Consider the following 26,238-nt stretch of genomic DNA (forward strand, 5'->3'; position numbering starts at 1 on the left):
GCATGTGCATATCACTACAGACAAGTTTAGCGTGGGTAATATCAGGAGTAGTTCATCGACAAATTACCCGTAAATATTCCCAGGTTAAAACAACCTAGGATTCTACCTATGATTATCAAGAATGAAATCGAGATCAATCGCGCAATTTCTTACTATAGGGAGGAAGTGGAAAGGCATGGCCTCTTTGTTGAGGAGGCGCATGACTTTGAACTTCTGGCGGAAATCTGTGCCTGGAGAGACGAAAGGGAAGGCGTAAACCATTCCCTGACTGAACAATTCTCACCGAAACTTTTCGATTTTTCGCCAGACAATGCCTTTTTTCTTCTGGTCCGCGATGCTGATGGTGAGGTTGCGTCGGTTCAGGGCGCGCGTCTTGACCATCTGTCCGGCATTTCGCTCGCAGGCTTCTGGCAGACGCAGCAGAGGCGCATCTACTGTGATCCCTATCCCGACCAGGTGCCGGAGCTCGGACAGGCGCACTGTCCAGAGGCCTTCGAAATCACAGGGAAGTGCGTCTACCACGGAAACATGTGGCTGACGCCAGCGTGGAAGGGAAAACGGCTCGGCCAGCCCCTGTGCCGCCTTGGGCAACTTGTGGCCTACGCCAAGTGGCCGCTCGACTATATCTACTGCTTTATCGAGAGTGCCCTGGTCAGCAAGGGCTTTGCGGCCCATCAGGGCTATGCCCATATTTCTCCGACCGGGACAGATTGGATAAAGGCGCCTGAACATATTCACGGCGATGATTATTTGTGCTGGAACCGTCCACGCGATCTTGATCACCTGGCTCGGACAACCAACAGATCGGTTTCAAGGGCGCGGTCATACAGCCAATAACCAGGTGACCTCCGGCGGTCCGAATCGGAACGATCAGGCGCTCATAGAGGATTTGCATTCTCCGGCCGGTGTCGTCTGCCGTGGTCGTCATAACGACGTCCAGGTTCGGTTCGCCGGAAATCGCAGCGTGATATCCCCGGGCACTGATTTGCTCCAGGCCCGTGTCCGGGGTCCTCGCCCGCAAGGCGACCTCCCTGGCCCAATCTGCGCCATAGCAGGCGGCAATGAAGGAGCTGGCGCCAACGGCGATCAGCTCCGGTGCGAAACCGGCTCGCGCCCTGCCTTCGCTCAATGTCATTCTGTCCTGGATGATCGTGGCAAATGCAGACAGACCGGGTCTATCGGTGTCGACTTTGCACCATTGGCGCCAGAAGGCGGCGATATCCGGCTGGACCAGCCCACGGGCAATATGGTCCAGGCTGAGTGTCTCGATTGCGCTCAATGGAGGGCTCCTTTGGAGGCCCGTAACTTGTAGATGATTTTCCAGGCGATCAGGGCCGCGAGATCAAAGTCCGGCTCAGGTACGTCAGCCAGCTGCTCGACACCGAGCGCGGACTTCAGGGAGTATTGCAGAACATCGGTGCCACCGTGTTTTTCAATCTCATATTCGATCGCGGCCTGACGTTCCTGCCGCGTCAGAATCGTTGCCTTGTCGAGGATCCGCCTGACTTCCGGATCGTCCATAAAGCTCACGATCGTTTCTCCCGAGTTCGTCCGGCCAGCCTTGGGCTCAGTCCATTCCTGATCCTGCTTACACTACGTCATGCCTGCGGCGCTGCTTCAAGCCTTTTGTAAAGGTGCAGTATCAATTCGGACAGCGAACCTGGATCAAGCACGAGACCGGCGGTTTCAAGTGATTGAACCGCGGCCTGGGTGGCCTTGGCGTGGAGGGCGCAGTCGATTTGTTGGTCCTCTTTGCCCTTTGATGGATCTGCGCTCTCACCGTTCAACAGCCATTCGCTTGTTGTGGCGAGCGCGCGGGCAATCGATCCCACCGTCGCCGGGCAGGGGGGCGTGCGCGGATCAGCCCTCAAGACATCCCGGATGAGATGCATCGATGCGCCGACCGCCAATGCGGCTTCGGCAGGTGTCAGCGCGAGTTCCTCCAGCCGACCGCAGATCCTCTTTTGCAGCGGAGACTGCTCGCGACGGATCACCTCGTCCAAGTGGGGGCTCTGGGCGCGCTTCAGCATTAATCGGCATCCGATCCAACAGTGAACGTGTCACAAAAACTTTGCATATTTGGATGTGATGCGCAACATTATGCACGTAGAAGGTGTGCGGATTCGTGATCACGAAAATGATTGCTTATCTCACGCTTCGCTCTGTTTTGCGGCGACGAAGTTGTAGAAATACCTGCGCTTCAGCCGAAGGCGAAATGCGGCGAGCCGAGTGGAGGAGACGGATCTCGAAGTCTTGGCAGGCTACGATGAGAGATCGGGGGAAGTATATGGTGAGCCGACAGGGGTTCGAACCCTGGACCTACTGATTAAAAGTCAGTTGCTCTACCAGCTGAGCTATCGGCTCCCATTTTGGGTATTCAAAACATGGAAGCGGTCTGGTGATTTCCGCCGACCGAGGCCGTGTTCCGAATGTGGCGTGTGTTTATGCTGAGCCGTTCCTAGTTTCAACCCCGAAAACGGAAAAATCCATGGATTAATCTGACGGATGGAAGAAGGAAAGTGGACCATTGTAAAAATGACTTACTTTTAGCGTTAATAGTAAGATAAATAATATAAATATTTATTCATCTTCTGGGTTTTTAATTATCACATAGATGATACGCCGTAGATCACGCTTCGCGGTGGCGGTTGTTTGCTGTATGATCTGAAGTCAATAACTGACGCGATGCCAACTTTTAATACGTTCCCGCAGCCCGGACAAAACCATGTCTTGAGCGCGGCCCGAAATGTAATGCGAGGTTTTATGCACGACAGTTCAGTTGATCGTTCCGCGGGTACAATGGAACTTGAATTCATGAAGGGGCACATCGCCGCGACCATGACGCTGATTCAAGGCCTGATCGACCAGGGAACCGTCGATCGCGACAAGCTTGATGCGTTTTTCGCCGGCTTCGTTTGCCAGCTGCCTCATACCCGCGACACGCTCGGGCTACGCCTCGTCATAGATCAGTGGCGGGAAGGTCTTCGCAGCGGCGAAGATGATGGTGTTTTGCGCCAGCGTCTCTTTGAGGTCATCAAGGGCGGCCGTCAGCCAGATTGACCTTCAAGTCGTTGAATTTGAAAAATTTTGCACGAGTGTGATGATTTTTTGAAGAAATCTATCTTCTAGGGTTTCCCGGCGTAAATATTTTTGCTTAGCTTCCGCCTTCGAGAACAGTTTTGGCTCGAAACGGTTTCAACTGAAGCCGATATACCAAACAGGTGGAGGTTACCTATGAAAATTACGAACCTAGCGCTCGGCGTGGCGATGCTTGCAGGCAGCATGGGCGCCGCAAGTGCTGCTGAGCAGCAGTTCATTTCCATCGGCACCGGCGGTGTCACGGGCGTTTACTACCCGACCGGTGGCGCGATCTGCCGTCTTGTCAACAAGACTCGCAAGGAACATGGAATCCGCTGCTCGGTCGAGTCGACCGGCGGCTCGATCTACAACATCAACACCATTCGTGCCGGCGAGCTCGAATTCGGCGTTGCGCAGTCCGATTGGCAGTACCATGCCTACAACGGCACCTCGAAGTTCGAAGAGGCTGGTCCCTTCGAAAAGCTTCGTGCGGTCTTCTCCGTTCATCCGGAGCCTGTCACGATCCTCGCACGTGCTGATGCTGGCATTTCCAACATCACCGACATCAAGGGCAAGCGTCTGAACATTGGCAACGCCGGTTCCGGTACGCGCGGTACTTGGGATGTTATTGAAGCTGCTCTCGGCTGGAGCCGCGATGACCTGAAGCTCGCTTCCGAGCTGAAGTCTGCAGAAACCGGTCAGGCGCTCTGCGACAACAAGATCGACGCCTATTTCTGGCTCGTTGGCCATCCGTCTGCCCTGACCCAGGAAACGATCTCTTCCTGTGAAGCTGTGCTGGTCAATGCGACTGGTCCGGAAATCGAGGCACTCGTAGCCGAGCGTCCTTACTACCGGACCGCGACCATTCCAGCTGGCATGTACAACAATGAAGAAGACATCGTGACCTTCGGCGTTGGCGCAACCTTCGTGTCCTCTGCCGATGTACCTGATGAAGTCGTCTATGTGCTTGTTAAGTCGGTCTTTGAAGACTTCGACAGCTTCACCAAGCTGCACCCGGCGTTCGCCAATCTGAAGCCCGAAGAAATGATCAGCGACAGCCTTTCGGCTCCGCTGCATCCGGGCGCAGAAAAGTACTACAAAGAAAAAGGCTGGATGTAATTCAGCTTTTGGCCGGGTGGGCATTTTTGCCTGCCCGGCCTTTTTGTTTCTAGAAAACCGTTTGCGGGACCGGTTTTTCCTCGTGGGGTGGGGCATAGCATGGCAGTGAATTCCAAGGATAAGGGCGGCGACGTGGAGATTGATCTCCACGAACTGGTCGCTCAAAGTGACACGGGTGCGCGTAATCCCTCGGGTCCGGTGAAGACCTTTCTGGCGGCGCTTGCGCTGCTATGGTCCCTTTTTCAGCTCTATTACGCCTCGAATGTACCCTTCATCCTGACGGATCTGATTGGCATCAATGTCACGCTGAACTCCGACGCTGCCCGATCCATCCATCTGGCCTTTGCTCTGTTCCTGGCGAGCATGGCCTATCCGCTGTTCAAGTCGAGCCCTCGAGACTACATCCCCTGGTACGACTGGATACTGGGCCTGCTTGGCGTCGTCGCCTGCATGTATCTTGTGGTGTTCAAGGACGCGATCTCGGTTCGTGCGGGCCTTCCCACGACAGCAGATTTGGCGATCTCGACGATCGGGATCATCATTGTTCTCGTTGCCACCTATCGCGCGCTCGGGCTGCCGCTGGTCATCGTCTCCAGTGTGTTCCTGACCTATGTCTTCTTTGGTGATCAGCCCTTTATCCCGGAAGTAATCCAGTGGAAGGGTGCGTCCTACGGCAAGGCCATGTGGCACTACTGGATGCAGACGGAGGGTGTGTTCGGTATCGCGCTCGGCGTCTCCGCCTCCATGATTTTCCTCTTTGTCCTGTTCGGTGCCATGCTGGATCAGGCGGGGGCTGGCAATTATTTCATCAAGGTCGCCTTTTCCCTGCTTGGACACTTGCGCGGGGGACCGGCGAAGGCCGCCGTGGTGTCTTCGGCCATGTCAGGCATGATTTCCGGGTCCTCCATCGCAAACACCGTGATGACCGGAACCTTCACGATTCCCCTGATGAAACGGGTTGGCTTCAAGTCGGAAACTGCGGGCGCGGTTGAAGTGTCATCCTCTGTCAATGGACAGCTGATGCCACCAGTCATGGGTGCCGCTGCCTTCCTGATGGTCGAGTATGTTGGGGTTTCCTATCTCGACGTGGTGCGCCATGCGATTGTGCCTGCTTCGATCTCCTACATTGCGCTTCTGTACATTGTGCATCTCGAAGCGTTGAAGGCGGGCATGCAGGGCTTGCCGAAGCCGGGGCCTGCGAAGACCATCATCCAGAGCCTACTCGGCGTTCTGACCGGCTTCCTCAGTGTCGCCATTCTCGCAGCTGTTCTCTATTACGGACTCGGCTGGACCAAAGTGATCTTTGGCGATGCCACGTTCTACGGTGTCGTTGGCATTTTCCTCGTCACCTACCTTGCTCTCATTGTGGTCGCCTCAAAGCGGCCGGATCTTGAGCTGGATGACCCGGATGCCCCCATCGGGGCCCTGCCGGAGTTCATTCCTACTTTGCTGACCGGTCTCTACTATCTCCTTCCGATCATTGTCTTGGTCTGGTGCCTGATGATCGAGCGTTTCTCGCCGGGGCTTTCCGCCTATTGGGCTACCATTGGCATGATCTTCATCCTGCTCACCCAGAAACCGCTGAAGGCAATGCTGCGAAAGAGCGGTGATATTGCCGGTGAGTGGCGAGACGGTGTGATCGACCTCGGCCAGGGTCTGATTTCCGGTGCGCGCAACATGATCGGCATTGCCGTTGCGACGGGTGCGGCCGGGATCATCGTTGGAACGATATCCCTGACCGGCGCACATCAGATCATCGGCGAATTTATCGAGTTCCTGTCAGGCGGCAATCTGATCGCAATGCTTGTGCTGGTCGCGATTTTTTCGCTCATCCTCGGCATGGGGCTGCCGACAACCGCGAACTACATCGTGGTGTCATCTCTGATGGCGAGCGTCGTGGTGGATATCGGCGCGCAGAATGGTCTGATCATTCCGTTGATCGCGGTGCATCTGTTCGTCTTCTATTTCGGGCTGATGGCGGATGTCACGCCGCCGGTCGGCATGGCGTCCTTCGCGGCTGCGGCCATCTCGAAGGGTGACCCTATCCGGACCGGGTTTACGGCATTCTTCTACAGCTTGCGGACTGTTGCCTTGCCGTTCCTGTTCATCTTCAACACCGATCTTCTTTTGATTGATGTCGGACCGGTGCAGGCGATATTTGTCTTCCTGGTAGCGACCGTCGCGATGATGCTCTTCGCGGCGGGCACCCAAGGCTATTTCTTTGCCAAGAACAAGGCCTGGGAGGCGGTGGCCATCTTGCTGATTGCCTTCACGTTGTTCCGTCCAGGGTTCTGGTTGGATTACGTCCAAGCGCCTTATGATCAGCTCGCTCCGACAGCCATCTTCGAAACCGCGGGCGCTGCACCTGATGGGGGAACCTTGAAGGTTAAGGTCAAAGGTCCCGATTTCGATGACGCCGACAAAATGATTGAAACGCTGGTCGAGCTCGAGCTCGGCGCGGCAGGAGACGGTGAGGGTCGGGTGACCAATGCCGGTCTCACAGTGCTCTTGGAAGGCGACAAGGCGATCATTGAAGAGCCTTTCCCGGGGACGCCGTTCTTTGAGCCGTTCCAGTCCTTCGATTTCTACGGAGACACGCCTGTTGAGGTCGTTGAGGTTCGCCAGGAAGCCGAAAGGCTACCCAAGGAAATCTTCTACATTCCTGCTCTCCTTCTGCTTGGGCTTGTGATTGCCCTGCAGAGGCGGCGCACTGATGTTCCGGCGTTTTAAGGGAGAGATCTGATGTACAAGTCCATACTGGTGCCGATCGATCTGGCCGAGAACAGTTCCTGGAAAAAGTCCTTGCCCGTTGCCGTGGCCATGGCTCGCACCTTTCAGGCGGAGCTTCACCTGGTGGCGGTCGTACCCGACTTCGGAAAATCCATTGTAGGAAGCTATTTTCCGAAGGATTTCGAAGGCGATGCGCTAAAGGCGGCTGGCGAAATGCTGAAAACCTTCATTTCAGAGAATGTCGGCACGGACATTCCGGTGAAGGGCCATATTGCACATGGCACGATTTACGAGGAGATCAACAGAGCGGCAGACAAGCTCGGCTGTGATCTCATCGTCCTGGCGTCGCACCGTCCGGAGCTCAAGGACTACCTGCTTGGCCCCAACGCGGCTCGCGTTGTCCGCCATGCGGCGCAGTCCGTGCTGGTGGTTCGGGACTGAACCGGCTGATCGCGTCAAAATACCTGCGACCAGACGCCTCTCGCAAAGGTGAGGCGTCTGTGTCTTTCTTGGGTGGCTAGGTATCGTCTATGTAGGACTGAGACGGTGCTTTGGTCATTGGGGCGTCGCCCCAAGCCACCACATGATAGAGAACTCTTTTGATGTTGCAGGATGTTACCATATGGGGCGCGGTTTTTGCCGGGCTCCTGTCTTTCGTTTCTCCTTGCGTCTTGCCGCTCGTGCCGCCCTATCTAGGGTTTCTCGCAGGCGTTTCGCTTGAGGAATTGACAGGCGAGGGGGACGACAGGGCCGCGTCTCGAAGAGTGTTTTTCGCAAGCCTGGCATTCGTCGCCGGCTTCTCGACAGTTTTCGTCATACTCGGTGCCAGCGCCAGTTTTCTCGGCCAGTTCATCACACAGCACATTCAGTTTCTCGGCTATGTTGCAGGCGCCTTGATCATTGTAATGGGCCTGCATTTTCTCGGCGTGTTCCGGCTGGGGCTGCTTTACAGGGAAGCGCGGGTTCACGTGGAGAAGAAGCCGGCTGGGCTTGTAGGTGCCTATCTGATCGGACTTGCCTTTGCCTTTGGCTGGACCCCATGTGTGGGGCCAATCCTTGCCGCTATTCTTTTTGTCGCGGGCTCGGAGGACACAGTGTCCAAGGGCGCGATACTGCTGGGTGCCTATGCGATTGGTCTCGGCATCCCGTTCTTGCTGGCCGCGACCTTCGCCGGTCCCTTCCTCGGGTTCATGAAGAAGTTCCGCAAGCATATGGGTGTTGTTGAAAAGGCAATGGGCGTTGTGCTCATTCTGACAGGCATTTTGTTCATTTCCGGACAGATGGCAGTCATGTCCTACTGGTTGCTGGAGACCTTCCCAGCATTTTCCTACATCGGTTAGCTGGCTCTGTTTGGGGGGCATTTCCTGGTGCCAGTCCTCGGATGAGCGCCTTTGCTCACCCTGAAGACGTCGCTCTGCCGCGTGGAAACCAAAGTCCCCTTCGCGACGATAGGCCGATCCATGCTCAGAGCGCTCTAGTTCGACTCGCTTGAGTTGGCTGCTAGAATTGGGAGGTTGTCACCGATGAAGAGCGCAGGGTGACAAGTTTCGGTGATTTCCAGTAGCCTGAGGCAGGCAACGGCCGCGTCCGCCGCGTTTGCGAATGGCCCAACGAGAAGGTCGAACTTGCCTGCGGCCAAATCGGATGCCGCCAGCACCGGTCTAAGGTCCAGCATGCGCTCCGAGTTCTCTTCCTTGAAGACTTCCCAAGCCGCGGCAGCCTCAAGTGAAGTGTCGTAACGACCGACAACGGCTCCGAAATCTGTCCTGCCAATTGCAGCCTTACCGCTTCCTATTGCCTTGCCGGCGGCCTCGGAGGGCCTGATGAGGAATGGTGCCGCTTCGCTCTGCGTCTCGTCTGGCGCGGTGGACACGCTCTGGACGGGATCGATCGAGCCCGTCGACAAGGCTGCGTCATCAATTTCTGAAAGCGCGACGATTCGGACCGGCTCATGGTTCTTGGCCGGCACGCTCGGTCTGGAAAGCCTTGGAAGTGAGGTAAACGGGCCAAGACCTGTTTCTGGCGCCGGGACCACATCAACAGCAACGGGAGGCGTTGTTGCAGAGCGCACCACGACAGGTCGTTTTTCAGGAACAGGGGCCTTGGTTTCAGGTTTTGCCGCAGCATCTTTGGGGACCGCGGGGATAGGCTCCGGACCAACTTTGGACGTCGCCAGTTCGGCGCTGTCCGGGGCTTCAATTCGTTTTTCGAGAGCGGCTATCCGCCTGGAATAGGCTACATTTTGCTCGCTGAGCATGCTGAGGCGACGGCGTAGACCAACGAGTTCTCTTTGGAGCGTCTCGATCTGGGCCGCTTCCATCTGTCCCTTGGACGTGACCATCCGGCCATTCCGGCTTGGAAGCACGCCCATCGAAACATCCTGACCGTTGACGCCGATGGATCCCGTTGAGCTGATCGGTCCGCTTGGAGGCAATGTGACTCCAGCGAAGTGTTCAGCCGGATTGGAAGGGCTTCTGGCAAAGTTGAAAGCTGCAAGGCCGAGACTGCCGAAAACAATGGCGGCAAATGCCCAAGACAGGACGAAGACACGCTGAGGCGTCAGCGTGTCCGTTACGAGGTCCCGTGCGGATGTCTTGGCCATAGTTTCGGGCACGCGGTAGCGGTCCTGCTTCCTTGCGAATCTTGATCACGATCCTCGTCATGAGACTTCAATTATAGTTAACGAACAAGAAAGAGTGCCGGTTCTCGCCGCAGTTCTTTCATTGTCCTGTGGATCGGGGCATACATGCCGCTGAAAACCGTCAAAGGGCTGTCAGGCTCTTTCTTGCGGGCCGTCAATTGATGATCGGGAAACGTTAGAAATGTCTCAACGCAGCTTCTTGCCAATTGTTCTTGCCGCCGGCCTTGGAACGCGAATGCGATCTGAAATGCCGAAGGTGATGCATGCAATTGGCAACCTGCCAATCGTCGGGCATGTGCTGAAGACTTTGAACGCCGCCGACGCCGATCGTATCGCGGTGGTCGTCGGGCCCGACATGCAAGCTTTGGAAGAGCTGGTTGGAAGGTTGGCACCTGGTGCGAGCTGTCATCAGCAGACCGACCGGCTCGGCACGGCCCATGCAGCGCTTGCTGCGCGCAGCGCGTTGGAAGTGCCGGCTGATGATGTCCTGATCCTCTTCGGTGATACACCGCTTGTGACACCGGCCGCAATTTCCAAGGTCCGGGATCAATTGGCAGCGGGTGCGGATGTCGCGGTTCTTGGCTTTGAAGCCGCAAACCCTTTCGGCTACGGCCGCCTTCTGATTGAAAACGGCAAGCTTTTGGCGATCCGCGAAGAAAAGGATGCCAGCGAGGAGGAGCGGAAGGTCACATTCTGCAATTCCGGCATCATGGGCTTTAACGGCAAGGTCGCGTTGGATCTTCTGGACGCAATTGGCAGCGACAACGCCAAGGGTGAATTCTACCTGACGGATGCTCCGGAGATCGCGTCAAGGCGGGGGCTCAAAGTTGTCGCGGTTGCTGGCGACGAAGAAGAGGTCCAGGGCATCAACACGCGGGCACAGTTGGCCACTTGCGAGGCTGTGTTTCAAAAACGGATGCGGCAGATGGCTCTCGACAATGGTGTCAGCCTCCAGGCCCCTGATACGGTCTATTTTTCTCACGACACAGAAATCGAGCCCGATGTCACCGTTGAGCCGAACGTTGTCTTCGGGCCGGGTGTTTCCATCGAGAGCGGCGTGACCATCCGAGCTTTCAGCCACCTTGAGGGCGCGTCGGTTGGCAAGGGCTCTACCGTGGGTCCATACGCGCGGCTTCGACCGGGCGCAAATCTTGCCGAAGGCAGCCACATCGGCAACTTCGTCGAGATCAAGAATGCATCTGTTGGCGCTGGCGCAAAAGTCAATCATTTGAGCTACATCGGCGATGCCACCGTCGGTGAGAAAAGCAACATCGGCGCGGGCACCATCACGTGCAACTACGATGGTTTCGGCAAGCACAAGACCGAGATCGGCGCGGGCAGTTTTGTTGGCTCGAATTCAACGCTTGTGGCGCCGTTGACCCTGGGCGAGGGGGTCTATGTGGCCGCGGGCAGTGTGGTGACCGAAGCCGTCTCAGACAATTCCCTTGTCATCGGGCGTGGGCGTCAGGTTGAAAAGAGCGGACGTGCCGAGGAACTCCGGGCGCGTTTCAAGGCCGCCAAGGCAGAGAAATCCTGATCGCTTCACTTCGCTCCTTGTCGAAGTTGCCGGTTTGGCAAACCAAATCCTTACTCTTGCATGTCACGATCTGAAACAGGGTTTGATTTCAGTTCATTGCGCCCCGTCCGCTATGGGTGATCGGCGTTTTCACGATCAAGGAATTTTTCTATGTGCGGGATTGTCGGCATTCTCGGATCTACTGATGTTGCGCCTCGGCTTGTTGATGCGCTGAAGCGTCTTGAGTACCGGGGTTATGATTCCGCCGGGGTTGCCACGCTTGAAGGCGGCCGCTTGGTCCGGCGCCGCGCCGAGGGCAAATTGCGCAACCTTGAGGCCGCACTCGAGAAAACGCCTGTTGGTGGGACGTCCGGCATCGGTCATACCCGTTGGGCGACACATGGCAGCCCGAGCGTTGCCAACGCGCATCCGCACATGGCGGGTAAGGTCGCTGTCGTTCACAACGGCATCATCGAAAACTATCTGGAGCTTCGCGAGGAGATCAAAGATGGCGGCGCCGACATTCTGACCGAGACCGATACTGAGGTCGTCGCCCATCTTGTGAACGCTGAGCTCGCCAAAGGCCTTTCACCACAAGACGCCGCAGCCAGGGTGCTCCCAAGGCTAAAAGGGGCATTTGCGCTGGCATTTTTGTTCGATGGCGACAACGATCTCCTGATTGGTGCGCGCAAAGGCTCACCCCTGGCGATTGGTCATGGTGACGGCGAGATGTATCTGGGATCAGATGCGATCGCACTGTCTCCGTTCACTGACCGCATCACCTATCTGGAAGAGGGGGATTGGGCTGTTCTCGACCGCAACGGCGCGCGCGTGTTCGACGCAAACAACAATGAGGTGAGCCGGCAAGAGTCCCGTTCTTCAGTGACGGCAGCGCTGATGGACAAGGGGAACTACCGCCATTTTATGGCCAAGGAGATCCACGAGCAACCGGAAGTAATCGGACATACCCTGTCTCGTTATATCGATCTTGGTGCGCGCAAGGTGGACGTTCCAGGCGCTGCTGCCATCGATTTTACGAACCTCAACCGAATTCTGATTTCCGCGTGCGGCACGGCGTATTATGCAGGCCTGGTCGCAAAATACTGGTTTGAGAAATACGCTCGACTTCCAGTCGAAATTGATGTCGCCTCTGAATTTCGCTATCGCGAGACGCCAATCGGCAAGAACGAATTCGCGCTGTTCATTTCCCAGTCTGGTGAGACGGCGGACACATTGGCGTCGCTTCGCTACTGCAAGGAAAATGGTGCCAAGATCGGGGCCGTCGTGAACGTGCCGGAAAGCACGATCGCGCGTGAGTCCGATGTTGTCTTTCAGACAATTGCCGGGCCTGAAATCGGGGTCGCCTCAACCAAGGCGTTCACCTGCCAGCTTGCGGTACTGGCGGCCCTTGCCATCCACGCGGGCCGCTCTCGCGGGTTTGTGAATGAGGACCAGGAGACCGAGCTGGTGGAGGCACTGGGAGCTATTCCAGGTCTTGCGGTTCAGGCGCTGAAGAGCGAGATCAAGATCGAGACCCTGTCTCAGCCTCTTTCACGGGTCAGCGATGCCCTATATCTGGGCCGCGGAACTAATTTTCCGCTCGCGATGGAAGGTGCGCTGAAGCTCAAGGAGCTGTCTTACATTCATGCGGAAGGTTACGCCGCGGGTGAGCTCAAGCATGGGCCGATTGCGCTGATCGACGAAAACATGCCGGTCTTCGTCATCGCGCCTCATGACGGGATCTATGAGAAGACTGTCTCCAACATGCAGGAAGTGGCCGCACGTGGCGGGCGCATTATCCTCATCACGGACGAACGGGGTGCGGCTGAAAGCGGTGATGTCGCGCAGGATGTGGTGATCATGCCGGATGTGCATGAAATCGTTGCGCCAATCATCTACGCGCTGCCAGTCCAGATGATCTCGTATCATACTGCAGTCTTTATGGGCACGGATGTTGACCAACCACGCAACCTCGCGAAGTCGGTGACTGTGGAATAGGTCATAATCCCTCGTAATCAGCGTTTTATCGTTGATACTTAAACGGCTATGTTAGCGTCGCGCGCAGGAAACGTTTCCGGAGCGCTAGTTTTCCGAGCTGGGGTAGGAGGGCCTCGTCGCCACGTAGAGGGCACAGGCGCCGATGACAACAGCGACGACCAGCGCCAGCCACAGTGGTGGCTGGCTGGTCAGAAAAAAGACAATATAGCCAATGACCATGCCACTGAGCGCAAACATCTTTGCCTTCGGCGGGATGACGCCATGGTCGCGCCACGCTTTCACTGGCGGGCCGATGTGAGGATGGCGAAGGATCCTTGCTTCGAGTTCTGGCGACGAACGGGCAAAACAGGCTGCCGCAAGAATAAAGAATATAGTTGTTGGCAGCAGCGGCAGGACGACACCGACCAATCCAATGAGGACGAACCCTAAACCGAGGACCTTGAACGTGGTGCGCCGCAAAGGGCTGCCTCCAATTGGTGCAAAATAGCCAGTGAAACGCGTAAAATTTAGTGCTGAGGTGGGATACCGCAGCACATCTGAAAACATTATGTAGTTTACCAGGGGCGTGAATGCGATGGCGTTTCGACGCAGTTTGAGGATATTTGCATGAAGCGGGACCAGTCAGGCGATGAACAGGGGGCGCATAGCGTGCCCAAGAGCCGGTTCGCGACACGCTTGCGCAATTATTTTCTGACTGGATTGGTCATCACGGGGCCGATCGGGATCACGCTTTGGCTGACGTGGACATTCATTCAGTGGGTTGATGGCTGGGTGAAGCCCATTGTCCCGCGTGCGTACAATCCGGAGACCTATCTTCCGTTTCCGGTTCCGGGCCTCGGCCTCATTCTCGCGATACTGATCCTGACGATTGTCGGCTTTCTTGCGGCGAACTTCCTCGGGCGCAGCCTCTTGTCCGTTGGCGAGTCTCTCGTCAATCGAATGCCGCTGGTGCGCAATCTCTACAGCGGCTTGAAACAGATCTTCGAGACAGTTTTGGACGAGCGCAGCAATTCCTTTTCCAAGGCGGCACTGGTGGAATATCCCCGCAAGGGACTTTGGGCGATTGTCTTTATCTCGACTGAGACCAAGGGTGAGGTTGCACGCCGGCTCAAGGATAAGGCCGAGACGGTTTCTGTCTTTCTGCCCACCACGCCTAATCCGACCTCGGGCTTTCTATTGTTTGTGCCGCGCGAGGACGTGATTGAGCTTTCGATGGGGGTCGAAGACGCTGCCAAGCTCGTTATCTCGGCTGGTCTTGTGAACCCGAATTATCCGGAGGTTCTGGCCGATTACGTCGAAGACCCGATGCCAGAGAAATCGGCGACCTGAGCCAGCGGCCGGTCAACCAGCGCGCAGCAATCGGATCGCTTCATCCCGGCCGAAGAGATACAGCAGGCAACGCAATGCCTTGCCGCGCTCTGACTTGAGCTCCGGATCCGTCTCAAGGATGAGCCGGGCGTCGTCTCTGGCGACCTCCATGAGATCGGCGTGATCCTCCGCCCGAGCAATACGGAACCCTGGCATCCCTGATTGGCGGGTTCCAAGGATTTCTCCGCCGCCGCGCAACTTCAGATCTTCCTCCGCGATCAAGAAGCCGTCGTTGGTCTGACGCATGATGTTCAAACGTGCACCGGCTGTCTCACCAAGAGGCCCCTTGTAGAGCAAGACGCAGGAGGAGGGCTTGTCGCCGCGGCCAACCCGCCCTCGCAGCTGATGAAGCTGCGCGAGGCCGAAACGTTCTGCGTGTTCGATCACCATGATGGTGGCATCCGGCACATCAACGCCGACCTCAATCACCGTGGTTGCGACAAGGACGCGCGTCTCACCCGATTTGAAAGCCTGCATGGCGGCGTCTTTTTCATCCGCACTCATGCGGCCATGGACGAGTGAAATACGCTGACGAAGCGCCTGTTCCAAGACGCGGTGTCTGTCCTCGACGGCTGCAAGGTCGATTTTCTCAGACTCCTCCACCAAGGGACAAACCCAATAGACTTTCTGTCCTTCGGCGACTGCAGACCCAATGCGGCCGATGGTTTCCTCCAGGCGATCCAGCGAAACGGAAACAGTCGTTATGGGCTTTCTGCCGGCGGGCTTGTCGGTCAGGCGCGAGACATCCATATCTCCAAAGCAGGTAAGGACAAGGGTGCGCGGGATCGGGGTTGCGGTCATGACGAGCACGTCGACGCCTTTGCCCTTTGATGACAAAGCCAGGCGCTGATGGACCCCAAAGCGATGTTGCTCGTCGACGACCACAAGCGCGAGATCCTTGAAGGTGACCTTGCCCTGAAAAAGCGCATGGGTGCCGACGACAAGATCTATCTCGCCAGCATCGAGCTTTTCCTGGGTCAGCCGGCGCTCCTTCGCGGTGTCCTTGCCCGTGAGCAGCGCGAGGCGGATACCGATCTTTTCACAAATCGGGGACATGGAGGCGAAGTGCTGGCGCGCGAGAATTTCGGTCGGCGCCATTAGCGCTCCCTGCGCACCTGTTTCGATTACCTGAGCCAGGGCTGCGAGCGCAACGACCGTCTTGCCGGAGCCCACGTCGCCCTGAAGCAGCCGCAGCATTCGGGTGGGCTCCGCCAGATCTTTATTGATGTCGTCGATTGCAGCTGACTGGCTGCTGGTCAGGGTGAAGGGCAGGGCCGAAATGACCTTGTTCTGCAAGGTTCCCGAGGGCGCGCGGACAAGTCCACCCAGCTGGCGCATGTTTGTGCGCACCAATGCGAGGGCGAGTTGGCTGGCGAGCAGCTCATCATACGCGAGACGCTGCAGGTAAACCGACTCGGCGGAAATATCCTGCTGTTCGTTTGGCTGATGCAGGACCGTGACTGCTTCTGCAAAATCCGGCCAGTGATTCTGGGTCTGATGGGCTTCGTTGAGCCACTCCGGCAATTGAGGAAGCCGGCTTAAAGCCGTGACCATCGCCTTCTGCAGCGTTTTGGGGGACAGGCCGGCCGTCAGTGGATAGATCGGCTCCAGGGGCGGCATAGCATCCGCTTCTTCCGGAGCCAGGACATAGTCCGGGTGAACCATCTGCGGGCGTTCGTTGAACCACTCGACCTTGCCGGAGACGATTCTTCGCTCTCCAACGGGGAACATCTTTTCCAGCCAGTCCCGGCGCGGATGGAAAAAGACAAAGGTGATCGATCCCGTGTCATCAAATGCAGTGATGCGGTAGGGGGCCTTGCCGCCACGCGGACCTGGCTGATGCCGGTCAACGGTCACGTCGAGCGTGACGATGTCGCCGTTCTCCGAATAGGCAATGCCGGGACGATGACGGCGGTCGATAACGCTGTGCGGGATATGGAAAAGCAGGTCCGCGACACTGGCCTCGCGGTCCGGCTGGCTGGAGAGAAACGTCGTGAGCAACTTGGCAATCTTCGGGCCGATACCGGGCAGGGTCGACACGGAAGCGAACAGCGGATCGAGAACCGAAGGGCGCATGAGGGCGGCAGGACTTTCGCTCGTGCCACTAGGGCATGGATTGGCGATAACGACTGATGGCCTTTGTGCCATGAAGTCGGCGATGTACGCAATATGTTCTCATTTTCCAGATGAGGCGCTGACAGATCCGGGAAGGAGCGCTATATAGCGGCCAACAGTTCAAACTCTTCAACTTCAATGGACCTTTGCCATGAGCGGTACGCCTCCCCAGACGCCGGACGAATCTGCCCCTGCCGTTCGCGACGATCGGCGAAAGAGGATCATGTTCCGTTGCTGGCACAGGGGCATGAAGGAAATGGATCTGCTGCTCGGCGGTTTTGTCGAAGCCAAGATCGATACACTTCGTGAGGAAGAGCTTGATGAGCTGGAGCACCTGCTCACGGCGCATGATCAGGATCTCTACGCCTGGATGACAGGCCGCAAGCCTCTGCCGGCCGAGTGGGACGGTCCGCTCTACAGATCTATCATCGCCTATCACGAAGAGGCCATTGCCACGGCCCGCTCCGTCAAAAACACCGACTAACACTCAAGATAGGCTGTTGCGACAGCCCCATCGTCGACAAGGAAGATGCCCGTGTTCGAAAGCCTGTTGAAAGACCGGGCCAACATCACGCTTGCCAGTGTGCCCGACGGCGCCGAGGCCTATGCCCTGGCCCGGATCCTTGCAGAGAGCGACCAGGGCGGTCTCGCGATGGTCTTCATCGCCCGCGACGCCACGCGCATGCAGATGATTACCGAAGCGCTTCCCTTCTTCGACCCCGACATTGAAGTGCTTCAGCTGCCCGCCTGGGACTGTTTGCCCTATGACCGGGTGTCTCCCAACCCGGGGATCAGCGCGCGCCGTCTGCTGGCCCTGGGCGCGCTTGCCAAGGGATTGCCGGGCGACAAGAAGACCGTCTTGATGACGACGGTGAACGCTGCTGTTCAACGTGTTCCCGACCGCGAATGGATGCGTAAACAGGCGCTTTCCATGGCACCGGGAAACCGGATCGACATGGCAGAGATCGCCAGCTGGCTTGAAATGAACGGCTTTTCCAGAACCCCGACCGTTCGCGAGACGGGCGAATATGCGGTTCGCGGGGGCATCGTTGACCTCTTCACGCCTGGTTCGGAAGAGCCGGTACGGCTAGACTTCTTCGGCGACACTCTGGAATCGATCCGTTCCTTCGATCCGGAAACCCAGCGGACTTCCAAGCAGCTCAAGCGGCTCGATCTGGTGCCGATGAGCGAAGTCGTTCTTTCCGAGGATGCGATTTCACGCTTCCGGCGGAGCTATCTGGCAAGCTTTGGTGCTGCGAGCCGGGATGATGTGCTGTACCAGTCCGTCAGCGACGGGCGGCGCTACGCCGGTATGGAGCACTGGCTTCCGCTGTTCCATGAACGGCTGGAGACCCTGTTTGACTACGTTGGCGACGCTCCGGTGGTGCTAGACGCGAAAGCCAACGACGTGGTGCGCGAGCGGACCGATCAGGTTCAGGAACATTACTCGGCGCGCGAGGAGGCGCGGGAAGCTGGAAAATCTGCCGGCACCGTCCCTTACATGCCGATTGAACCGGCTGCGCTCTACCTTTCAGACAGCGAGTGGACCGGCAATCTTGCGGATGCAGCGAGCGCGCTTCTGGATCCCTTCACGCCGCCTCCAGGCTCCGGCAAGCAGGTCGTTGATCTTTCCGGTCGGCAAGGTCGGACATTTGCCGCCGAGCGGGCAGCCGGCGACGTCAATATTTTTGATGCGCTGACCAATCATGTGAAATCGCTGCAAAAAGACGGCAAGCGGACCGTGATCGCCTGCTGGTCCGATGGCTCCCGCGACAGGCTAGGGCAAATCCTCAAGGACCATGGGCTTGGCGCGACAACCGAAATTGATGCGCTCGACGCAGCGCGGCAACTGCCCAAGGCTACAACGGCGCTCTGCGTCCTTGGGATCGAACACGGCTTCGAACTGGCCGATACGGCTTTCATCGGTGAACAGGATATTCTCGGCGACAGACTGGTTCGCAAGAGCCGCAAGAAAGCCAAGGGTGCCAATGTCATCACGGAAGCGACCGGGCTTTCGGAAGGCGATCTCGTCGTTCATGTCGATCACGGTATCGGCCGCTTCATCGGGCTGAAGACCATCGAGGCGGTCGGCGCGCCCCATGACTGCCTCGAGCTGCAATATGCTGGCGGCGACCGGCTTTATCTGCCGGTTGAAAATATCGAACTTCTGTCACGCTATGGCTCTGAGGATTCCGAGGCGCAGCTGGACAAACTCGGCGGTGGCGCCTGGCAAGCGCGCAAGGCCAAGCTCAAGAAGCGCATTCTCGAAATTGCGGATGGGCTGATCAAGACGGCCGCAGCGCGCGCCTTGAAAACCGCGCCGGTCGTCGAGACCCCCGAGGGCGTCTATGACGAGTTCGCCACCCGTTTTCCCTATGAGGAGACGGAAGATCAGCTTTCGGCGATTGATGCCGTCTTTGACGACCTTGCCTCGGGCCGCCCCATGGACAGGCTTGTCTGCGGTGACGTGGGTTTCGGAAAGACCGAGGTGGCTTTGCGCGCAGCTTTCATCGCGGCTATGTCAGGCCGTCAGGTGGCTGTCGTGGTGCCGACGACCCTTTTGTCTCGCCAGCACTATCGCACCTTTTCAGAGCGGTTTCACGGGCTGCCGATCAATGTGGCGCATGCCTCACGACTGGTGCCCACCCGGGAGCTGACCCAAACCAAGAAGGGAATCGCAGACGGCTCGATCGACATTGTGATTGGTACTCATGCCCTGCTTGGCAAAGCCGTCAGCTTTCGAGACCTTGGGCTTTTGATCATCGACGAAGAACAGCACTTCGGCGTCAAGCACAAGGAACGCCTGAAAGAGCTCAAGTCGGATGTTCATGTGCTGACCCTTTCTGCGACACCGATCCCGCGCACGCTGCAGATGGCTCTGACCGGCGTTCGGGAACTGTCTCTGATCGCCACACCGCCGGTTGACCGGCTCGCGGTGCGGACTTTCGTGTCACCTTTCGATCCTCTTGTCGTGCGCGAAGCCCTCCTGCGCGAGCATTATCGCGGCGGCCAGAGCTTTTATGTCTGTCCGCGCCTTGCCGATATCGCGGATATTCGTGCGTTCCTGGAAGACAGCGTGCCGGAGCTGAAGGTGGCGGTCGCCCACGGGCAGATGCCACCTGGCGAGCTGGAAGACGTGATGAACGCTTTCTATGAAGGCAAGTTCAATGTGCTCCTGTCGACGACGATTGTTGAATCGGGCCTCGACATTCCGACTGCCAATACATTGATCGTTCACCGGGCCGACATGTTCGGCCTGGCGCAGCTCTACCAGCTTCGTGGGCGGGTCGGGCGGTCAAAAACGCGGGCCTATGCACTCTTCACCGTGCCGGCGAATAAGACATTGACGACGACGGCCGAGCGGCGCCTCAAGGTGCTGCAATCGCTCGAGACACTTGGAGCGGGTTTCCAGCTGGCGAGCCACGATCTGGATATTCGCGGCGCCGGCAATCTTCTGGGAGAAGAGCAATCCGGCCAGGTCAAGGAGGTCGGCTTCGAGCTCTATCAGCAAATGCTGGAAGAGGCGGTTGCGCAGCTCAAGGATGGTGGCGTTGAAGGTGAAGAGCAATGGTCACCGCAAATCAACATCGGGACACCCGTGTTGATACCGGAAAACTATGTCCCGGATCTCCAGTTGAGGCTGACGCTCTACAGGCGCCTCGGTGATCTGACCGAAGCCGATGAAATCGACAGCTTCGGCGCTGAGATGATCGACCGCTTCGGACCGCTGCCGGAGGAGGTTCAGCATCTCCTGAAGATCGTCTTCATCAAGGGGCTTTGCCGCAAGGCGAACATCGAGAAGGTGGACGCCGGGCCAAAGGGTGTGGTCATCACCTTCCGCAACAGCGAATTTGCCAATCCGGGAGCACTCGTCGCTTATATTGCCGAGCAAGGCGTCTTGGCGAAAATCCGGCCGGACCAGAAGGTGGTTCTCTCCCGCGATTGGGAGAAGACCGAGGACCGCTTGAAGGGCGCCGCCACGGTCCTGACCAAACTAGCGCGGCTGGCTGAAGCGGGTTAGGGGGCTCTAAGCCGGCATAAGCAGCTTGGGACGTGGGTCTCATCTTGCGCGCCACCAGTTCCAGATCCGCAGCCAGATCGGAGGCGTGTAAGCGTGATAGAAGGCATCCTCTTCGTCTGCCCGCTTTTGTGCGGACATGTCCTCTCGTGCCTGGCGGGAGCGGTGCATGTGGATCGCGAAATAGGGGATCATGATGGAACCTTTCAGGTGAAATCCATCACATCTATTAGTCTCCATATTTGAAGTGACATATCGCAATTACTGGGTCATGTATTTCAGTTATGAAAAACGTGAGCTGGGATCTTTATCAGGACTTCATCGCAGTCGCCCGGAAGGGTGGTCTGAGCGCAGCTGCTGCTGCCACCGGCATGAGTGCCGCGACGCTTGGCCGACGAATGCTTGAACTCGAACAGGGTTTGGGCAGAGCCCTGTTTCGCCGCAGCCCCGGTGGCTATGAGCTGACAGGAGATGGCAATGCGCTGCTTGATCACCTCAAGGATCTCGAAGCTGGCGCTCGAAAAGTCGATGCATGGCAGGGGATCTCAACTGGGAACGCCGTCGTCCGTATAGCCGCCGGTACCTGGATGGCCCATCTGCTTTCAGAGAACTTTCAGGCACTGAGAACCCTGAGAGATGATTTTCGGGTCGACCTTCGCATCGGCGAACAACGAGCGGGTCTGGCCTTTCGAGAGAATGATATCGGCATCAGGGCGTTTGCTCCCGACGAGACCAATCTCGCGTCGCGACGGGCAGGATCTGTTGCCTATGCCGCCTATCGTGCAAGAAACAGCGCAGACACTACCCGGGACACCTGGCTTGCCATCGGCAAGGACGACGCTGTTTCGGCCTATCTAAAGTGGCCTCATGAAAATCAGCCTGACAAGGTGACCGTGACCGTCAATCAGCCGCGCAATCTCAAGGACCTCGCATTGGCAGGCGCGGGGATTGCAGTTCTCCCGTGTCTGGCCGGCGATCTGGAGCCGGGCCTGGAACGGGCGGGCCCGGAAATCACGGAGCTACGTCACCAGCAATGGATCGTGATGAACAATGACGACCGGCATCGGTCGGAAATCCGGACGGTGGTCAGCCGTCTGGCCCGTCTGATTAAGCAGCATGCGGATCTTCTGGCTGGGGCAAGGCCGAGCCGTTCTGTCTGAGATCAGGTGATGTGCGTTGGAACCTGTTGATTTCTAGCGGTCAATCCGACTGGCTTTGATTTGCTTCAACGCTCTTTTAACCAACGGGGTCCATCCTCATCGCAAGGCCAATTTGTGTATCTAGTAAGGTCAATCCGTGTCCGCGACCACACGCCAGCGTAAACAATCTGCACTTCGTCGTTTGATCATTCCAGTTGCCGCTTTGTCGGTGCTTGCCTACTTTGGCTTTCACGCGCTGAACGGGGAGTTGGGACTGGTCGGGCGCGCCCGTATCGAGCATCAGGTGCGAGACCTGCAGGCAGAGCTCGATACGCTTGTTTCAGAACGGCAACATTTGGTTGCTCGCGTCAGCCTGCTTCGGCCAGAAAGCCTGGACCCGGATATGGTCGATGAGCGTGCAAGGCTCAATCTCAACCTCGTTCATGAAAACGACCTGACAATTCTGAGGCCATCGGCGGCTCGAGCTCAAGTTAACTAGAAGATAGTTTATTTCAGCATTTTAACCAGAAATAGGTTTATCCTTATTTTCTTACTGAAAACAGCCGATTATAGCTTACAACCATCCAATCTGCGCGAGCTTGGATTGACAAGTGTCGCAGGTTAATTTCCGCTTGGTTTCCATAAGGGAAACGTCAGCCTGAGATGAGGGATATGGCCGCAGCGAAAAAGACAAATTCCGGTACAGGCGCACGAAGCGCCAGCCGGTCTCGTGGAGCCGCCAAGTCGGCCGCTCCAGCGATCATCGAGTTCGACAAGGATCAGGAGCTACACGCCTATCGCGAGATGCTTTTGATTCGCCGCTTTGAGGAGAAAGCCGGTCAGCTCTATGGAATGGGCCTCATCGGCGGGTTCTGCCACCTCTACATCGGTCAGGAGGCCGTCGTGGTGGGGATGCAGATGGCCAAGGTTGATGGCGATCAGATGATCACCGGCTACCGCGATCATGGTCATATGCTTGCGATGGATCTTGACCCCAAGGGCGTCATGGCCGAATTGACCGGTCGCCGGGGCGGCTTGTCGAAGGGCAAGGGCGGCTCCATGCATATGTTCTCCAAGGAGAAGCACTTCTACGGCGGTCACGGTATCGTCGGGGCGCAGGTCTCTCTTGGAACTGGGCTGGGTTTTGCGAACCAGTATCGCGAAAACGGCAATGTCGCCATGGCGTTCTTCGGCGACGGCGCCTCCAACCAGGGCCAGGTCTACGAGAGCTTCAACATGGCGCAGCTGTGGAAGCTCCCGGTAGTCTATGTGATCGAAAACAACAAGTACGGCATGGGCACGAGCGTCGAGCGCTCCTCCGCGACGACTGACCTTTCCCAGCGTGGCGCCTCGTTCGGCATCCCGGGCGAACAAGTCGACGGCATGGACGTGCGGGCGGTCATGGCTGCCTCTGAAAAGGCGCTTGAGCATTGCCGCAGTGGCAAGGGTCCGTACATTCTCGAGATGGTGACCTATCGCTATCGCGGCCATTCCATGTCTGATCCTGCCAAGTACCGCTCCAAGGACGAAGTCCAGAAGATGCGGACCGAGCATGATCCGATCGAACAGGTCCGTAAGCGGCTCATCGATGCAGGCTGGGCGTCGGAAGATGACCTCAAGTCCATCGACAAAGAGATTCGTGCAAGGGTTGCCGAAGCGGCCGAATTTGCACAGACCGATCCAGAGCCGGATGCCTCCGAGCTCTACACCGACATTCTGCTTTAAGGCGGGGGGAAACCATGCCGATTGATATCCTGATGCCGGCGCTGTCGCCGACGATGGAAGAAGGTAAGCTCGCCAAGTGGCTCAAGGCCGAGGGCGATACCGTCTCCGCAGGCGATGTGATTGCCGAAATCGAGACCGACAAAGCGACCATGGAGGTGGAAGCTGTGGACGAAGGCACGATCGGGAAGATCCTGGTCGCCGAAGGCACGGACGCTGTCAAGGTCAACGAGAAGATCGCCATTCTTCTGGGGGAAGGCGAAGATGCCAGCGCGCTCGACGCAGCCGCTAGTGCACCAGCCGCTGCCGCACCGGCGCCTGCAGCCGAAGCACCTGCTGCTGCCGCGCCGGTTCCTGCAGCTCCGGTCGAAAGCAAGCCTGCCGATGATCCGGAAATTCCGGCCGGTACAGCCATGAAGTCGTCAACTGTGCGCGAAGCGCTCCGCGATGCCATGGCCGAGGAAATGCGCAATGACGGCGATGTCTTCGTCATGGGCGAGGAAGTTGCTGAATACCAGGGCGCCTACAAGATCACGCAGGGCCTGCTTGCCGAGTTCGGCGAGAAGCGCGTGATCGACACACCAATCACGGAGCACGGTTTTGCCGGTCTCGGTGTCGGTGCTGCCATGGCCGGTCTGAAGCCGATTGTCGAGTTCATGACGTTCAACTTCGCCATGCAGGCGATCGACCAGATCATCAACTCCGCGGCAAAGACGCTTTACATGTCTGGTGGCCAGATGGGAGCGCCGATAGTGTTCCGCGGTCCCAACGGCGCAGCTGCACGCGTTGGCGCGCAGCACAGCCAGGACTATGCGGCTTGGTACGCTCATGTGCCGGGTCTCAAGGTCGTTCAGCCTTATTCGGCAGCTGACGCAAAAGGTCTGCTCAAGGCCGCCATCCGCGATCCGAACCCGGTGATCTTCCTAGAGAACGAGATTCTCTACGGACAGTCTTTCGAGATCCCGGACATGGACGATTTCGTCACGCCGATCGGCAAGGCGAAGATCGAACGCGAAGGCACAGATGTCACGATCGTGTCCTGGAGCATTGGTATGACCTATGCGCTCAAGGCGGCTGACGAGCTGGCCGGCATGGGTATCTCTGCCGAGGTGATCAACCTTCGGACCATCCGTCCGCTCGATATCGACACGATCCTGGCTTCTGTCCGCAAGACGGGCCGCATCGTAACGGTCGAAGAAGCCTATCCGATGTGTTCGGTGTCTTCCGAAATCGCATTCCAGGTTCAGGAAAAGGCTTTCGATTACCTCGATGCCCCGATCCTGCGCGTCACGGGCAAGGATGTACCCATGCCTTACGCAGCGAACCTTGAGAAGTTGGCGCTGCCAAATGTTGGCGAAGTCATCGATGCGGTCAAGGCCGTCACCTACACGGCTTAAGGCGAGGGAACGGACATGCCTATCAATATAACGATGCCGGCTCTTTCCCCGACCATGGAAGAGGGCAACCTGGCCAAATGGCTGGTGAAGGAAGGCGACACGGTTTCTGCTGGCGATGTGATTGCCGAAATCGAGACCGACAAGGCGACCATGGAAGTGGAAGCTGTTGACGAGGGCAAGGTCGGCAAGATCGTGGTGCCGGAAGGCACCAACGGCGTGAAGGTCAACGAGCTCATCGCCGTGCTTCTTGAAGATGGTGAAGATGCAAGTGCGATCGGATCGGCACCTGCTGCACCGGAGGCTGCGCCCGCACCGGCAACTGAAGCTCCTGCTGCAGCCGCGCCGGCGCCTGCTGCACCGGCTGGTCCTGCACCAAAGGCTGCAGACGGCAACCGGATCTTTTCCTCGCCGCTTGCACGCCGACTTGCCCAGCAGGGTGGTCTTGAGCTCACTGCGATTTCCGGTTCCGGCCCTCACGGCCGGATCGTCAAGCGCGACGTTGAAGCTGTAATCGCCTCGGGCACTGGCAAGTCTGCTGCGGCACCAGCTGCAGATGCACCGAAAGCTGCAGCAGCACCGGCACTGCCGAGCGGACCGTCCAGCGATCAGGTTTTGAAGCTGTTCGAAGACGGCTCCTACGAGCTGGTTCCGCACGATGGCATGCGCAAGACGATTGCCAAGCGCCTGCAGGAGTCCAAGCAGACCATTCCGCATTTCTACGTCTCGGTAGACTGCGAACTGGATGCGCTGCTGGCTCTTCGTGCCCAGCTCAACGGCGCAGCGCCGAAAGACGGCGATGGAAAGCCGGTCTACAAGCTCTCCGTCAACGACATGACCATCAAGGCGCTGGCTCTGGCGCTGCGCGATGTTCCGGATGCGAATGTGTCCTGGACAGACGAAAACATGGTCAAGCACAAGCACGCTGACGTCGGCGTTGCCGTATCAATTCCAGGCGGTCTGATCACTCCGATCATCCGCAGCGCGGAATTGAAGCCTCTCTCGGTCATCTCGAATGAGATGAAGGACATGGGCGCACGTGCAAAGGCCAAGAAGCTGAGGCCGGAAGAGTACCAGGGCGGGACCACCGCCGTGTCCAACATGGGCATGATGGGCGTGAAGGACTTCTCAGCTGTCGTCAATCCTCCGCACGCAACAATTCTTGCGGTCGGGGCCGGTGAAAAGCGGCCAGTGGTCAAGGATGATGCCCTGGCCATTGCAACGGTGATGACCGTGACATTGTCGACGGATCACCGCTGCGTCGACGGCGCGCTTGGTGCGGAACTTCTGGCGGCCTTCAAGGGCTACATCCAGAACCCGATGAGCATGCTCGTCTAAGAGTGGAATGAGCTGGCGCGGGCCTTGGCTGCCCGCGCCGCGGTTCTCCTGAAATTCAAGGA

22 protein-coding genes and 1 tRNA gene are annotated in these 26,238 nt (G+C 57.7%); 16 read left to right on the forward strand and 7 right to left on the reverse strand.

The annotated features are described in order from the left end of the window. The first annotated feature begins 108 nt into the window (after positions 1-108). A complete protein-coding gene (locus IG617_RS06385) occupies positions 109-837 on the forward strand; it encodes a hypothetical protein (protein ID WP_192108359.1) in 729 nt (242 codons plus the stop codon). A gap of 438 nt (positions 838-1,275) precedes the next feature. Here IG617_RS06385 and IG617_RS06390 read toward each other — a convergent pair whose 3' ends face one another. From IG617_RS06390 to IG617_RS06400, 3 genes are all read right to left on the reverse strand, one after another. Further along, positions 1,276-1,530 carry a hypothetical protein gene (locus tag IG617_RS06390; RefSeq protein ID WP_192108361.1) on the reverse strand — a complete coding sequence of 85 codons (255 nt, stop codon included), beginning with the start codon at positions 1,528-1,530 and terminating at the stop codon, positions 1,276-1,278. Between the two features lie 68 nt (positions 1,531-1,598). Further along, positions 1,599-2,030, reverse strand: coding sequence for a hypothetical protein (locus IG617_RS06395; RefSeq protein ID WP_192108363.1), 432 nt, complete (start codon positions 2,028-2,030; stop codon positions 1,599-1,601). A 258-nt stretch (positions 2,031-2,288) separates the two neighbouring features. Further along, a tRNA-Lys gene (locus IG617_RS06400) sits at positions 2,289-2,364 on the reverse strand. 435 nt (positions 2,365-2,799) lie between these two features. On the opposite strand from IG617_RS06400, the gene IG617_RS06405 reads away from it, so the two are divergent. The 5 genes from IG617_RS06405 to IG617_RS06425 all read left to right on the forward strand — a co-directional run bounded on the left by IG617_RS06405 (position 2,800) and on the right by IG617_RS06425 (position 8,267). Beyond that, positions 2,800-3,060 carry a hypothetical protein gene (locus IG617_RS06405; RefSeq protein ID WP_209008291.1) on the forward strand — a complete coding sequence of 87 codons (261 nt, stop codon included), beginning with the start codon at positions 2,800-2,802 and terminating at the stop codon, positions 3,058-3,060. 174 nt (positions 3,061-3,234) lie between these two features. After that, positions 3,235-4,197: a TAXI family TRAP transporter solute-binding subunit gene (locus IG617_RS06410; protein ID WP_192108367.1), complete on the forward strand. Its 963-nt coding sequence runs from the start codon at positions 3,235-3,237 to the stop codon at positions 4,195-4,197. 99 nt (positions 4,198-4,296) lie between these two features. After that, positions 4,297-6,927 (forward strand): TRAP transporter permease, encoded by a 2,631-nt coding sequence (locus IG617_RS06415; RefSeq protein WP_192108369.1) that lies wholly within the window; start codon positions 4,297-4,299, stop codon positions 6,925-6,927. Positions 6,928-6,939: 12 nt separating this feature from the next. Beyond that, positions 6,940-7,368: a universal stress protein gene (locus IG617_RS06420; protein WP_192108371.1), complete on the forward strand. Its 429-nt coding sequence runs from the start codon at positions 6,940-6,942 to the stop codon at positions 7,366-7,368. Between the two features lie 161 nt (positions 7,369-7,529). Then, a complete protein-coding gene (locus IG617_RS06425) occupies positions 7,530-8,267 on the forward strand; it encodes a cytochrome c biogenesis CcdA family protein (protein WP_192108373.1) in 738 nt (245 codons plus the stop codon). Positions 8,268-8,401: 134 nt separating this feature from the next. Here IG617_RS06425 and IG617_RS06430 read toward each other — a convergent pair whose 3' ends face one another. Further along, a complete protein-coding gene (locus IG617_RS06430) occupies positions 8,402-9,541 on the reverse strand; it encodes a hypothetical protein (RefSeq protein WP_192108375.1) in 1,140 nt (379 codons plus the stop codon). A 208-nt stretch (positions 9,542-9,749) separates the two neighbouring features. Here IG617_RS06430 and glmU point away from each other — a divergent pair, with 208 nt between their 5' ends. Both glmU and glmS read left to right on the forward strand, forming a co-directional pair. Next, the gene (glmU, locus tag IG617_RS06435) at positions 9,750-11,105 is read left to right on the forward strand and encodes a bifunctional UDP-N-acetylglucosamine diphosphorylase/glucosamine-1-phosphate N-acetyltransferase GlmU (protein ID WP_192108377.1); all 1,356 of its coding nucleotides are present in this window, start codon (positions 9,750-9,752) and stop codon (positions 11,103-11,105) included. Positions 11,106-11,255: 150 nt separating this feature from the next. After that, on the forward strand, positions 11,256-13,082 hold the full coding sequence (gene glmS / locus IG617_RS06440; protein ID WP_192108379.1) for a glutamine--fructose-6-phosphate transaminase (isomerizing): 1,827 nt from the start codon (positions 11,256-11,258) through the stop codon (positions 13,080-13,082). A gap of 84 nt (positions 13,083-13,166) precedes the next feature. Here glmS and IG617_RS06445 read toward each other — a convergent pair whose 3' ends face one another. Beyond that, on the reverse strand, positions 13,167-13,628 hold the full coding sequence (locus tag IG617_RS06445; RefSeq protein ID WP_192108381.1) for a YbaN family protein: 462 nt from the start codon (positions 13,626-13,628) through the stop codon (positions 13,167-13,169). 60 nt (positions 13,629-13,688) lie between these two features. On the opposite strand from IG617_RS06445, the gene IG617_RS06450 reads away from it, so the two are divergent. Continuing rightward, on the forward strand, positions 13,689-14,411 hold the full coding sequence (locus tag IG617_RS06450) for a DUF502 domain-containing protein (RefSeq protein ID WP_192108383.1): 723 nt from the start codon (positions 13,689-13,691) through the stop codon (positions 14,409-14,411). A gap of 12 nt (positions 14,412-14,423) precedes the next feature. On the opposite strand, the gene recG is transcribed toward IG617_RS06450, so the two are convergent. Beyond that, positions 14,424-16,526, reverse strand: coding sequence for an ATP-dependent DNA helicase RecG (recG, locus tag IG617_RS06455; protein ID WP_192108385.1), 2,103 nt, complete (start codon positions 16,524-16,526; stop codon positions 14,424-14,426). 190 nt (positions 16,527-16,716) lie between these two features. Here recG and IG617_RS06460 point away from each other — a divergent pair, with 190 nt between their 5' ends. After that, entirely contained in the window at positions 16,717-17,049 is a 333-nt protein-coding gene (locus IG617_RS06460; protein WP_192108387.1) for an FAD assembly factor SdhE, read from the forward strand. A gap of 45 nt (positions 17,050-17,094) precedes the next feature. Then, a complete protein-coding gene (gene mfd / locus IG617_RS06465) occupies positions 17,095-20,586 on the forward strand; it encodes a transcription-repair coupling factor (protein ID WP_209008292.1) in 3,492 nt (1,163 codons plus the stop codon). A gap of 39 nt (positions 20,587-20,625) precedes the next feature. Here the strand turns inward: mfd and IG617_RS06470 are convergent, their stop codons facing one another. Continuing rightward, positions 20,626-20,778: a hypothetical protein gene (locus tag IG617_RS06470; RefSeq protein WP_192108389.1), complete on the reverse strand. Its 153-nt coding sequence runs from the start codon at positions 20,776-20,778 to the stop codon at positions 20,626-20,628. A gap of 89 nt (positions 20,779-20,867) precedes the next feature. On the opposite strand from IG617_RS06470, the gene IG617_RS06475 reads away from it, so the two are divergent. The 5 genes from IG617_RS06475 (at position 20,868) to IG617_RS06495 (ending at position 26,176) form a co-directional block, all read left to right on the forward strand. Further along, positions 20,868-21,743 carry a LysR family transcriptional regulator gene (locus tag IG617_RS06475; RefSeq protein ID WP_192108390.1) on the forward strand — a complete coding sequence of 292 codons (876 nt, stop codon included), beginning with the start codon at positions 20,868-20,870 and terminating at the stop codon, positions 21,741-21,743. A gap of 136 nt (positions 21,744-21,879) precedes the next feature. Continuing rightward, entirely contained in the window at positions 21,880-22,221 is a 342-nt protein-coding gene (locus IG617_RS06480) for a septum formation initiator family protein (RefSeq protein ID WP_192108391.1), read from the forward strand. A 173-nt stretch (positions 22,222-22,394) separates the two neighbouring features. Next, positions 22,395-23,447: a pyruvate dehydrogenase (acetyl-transferring) E1 component subunit alpha gene (gene pdhA, locus IG617_RS06485; protein WP_192108392.1), complete on the forward strand. Its 1,053-nt coding sequence runs from the start codon at positions 22,395-22,397 to the stop codon at positions 23,445-23,447. Between the two features lie 14 nt (positions 23,448-23,461). Beyond that, positions 23,462-24,841, forward strand: a complete 1,380-nt coding sequence (locus IG617_RS06490; protein ID WP_192108393.1) for a pyruvate dehydrogenase complex E1 component subunit beta — start codon at positions 23,462-23,464, stop codon at positions 24,839-24,841. Positions 24,842-24,856: 15 nt separating this feature from the next. Beyond that, on the forward strand, positions 24,857-26,176 hold the full coding sequence (locus IG617_RS06495; protein ID WP_192108394.1) for a pyruvate dehydrogenase complex dihydrolipoamide acetyltransferase: 1,320 nt from the start codon (positions 24,857-24,859) through the stop codon (positions 26,174-26,176). The last annotated feature ends 62 nt before the right edge of the window (positions 26,177-26,238 follow it).

Origin of the sequence: Roseibium polysiphoniae (assembly GCF_014842925.1) — a bacterium.
In the GTDB taxonomy this organism is placed as follows: domain Bacteria; phylum Pseudomonadota; class Alphaproteobacteria; order Rhizobiales; family Stappiaceae; genus Roseibium; species Roseibium polysiphoniae.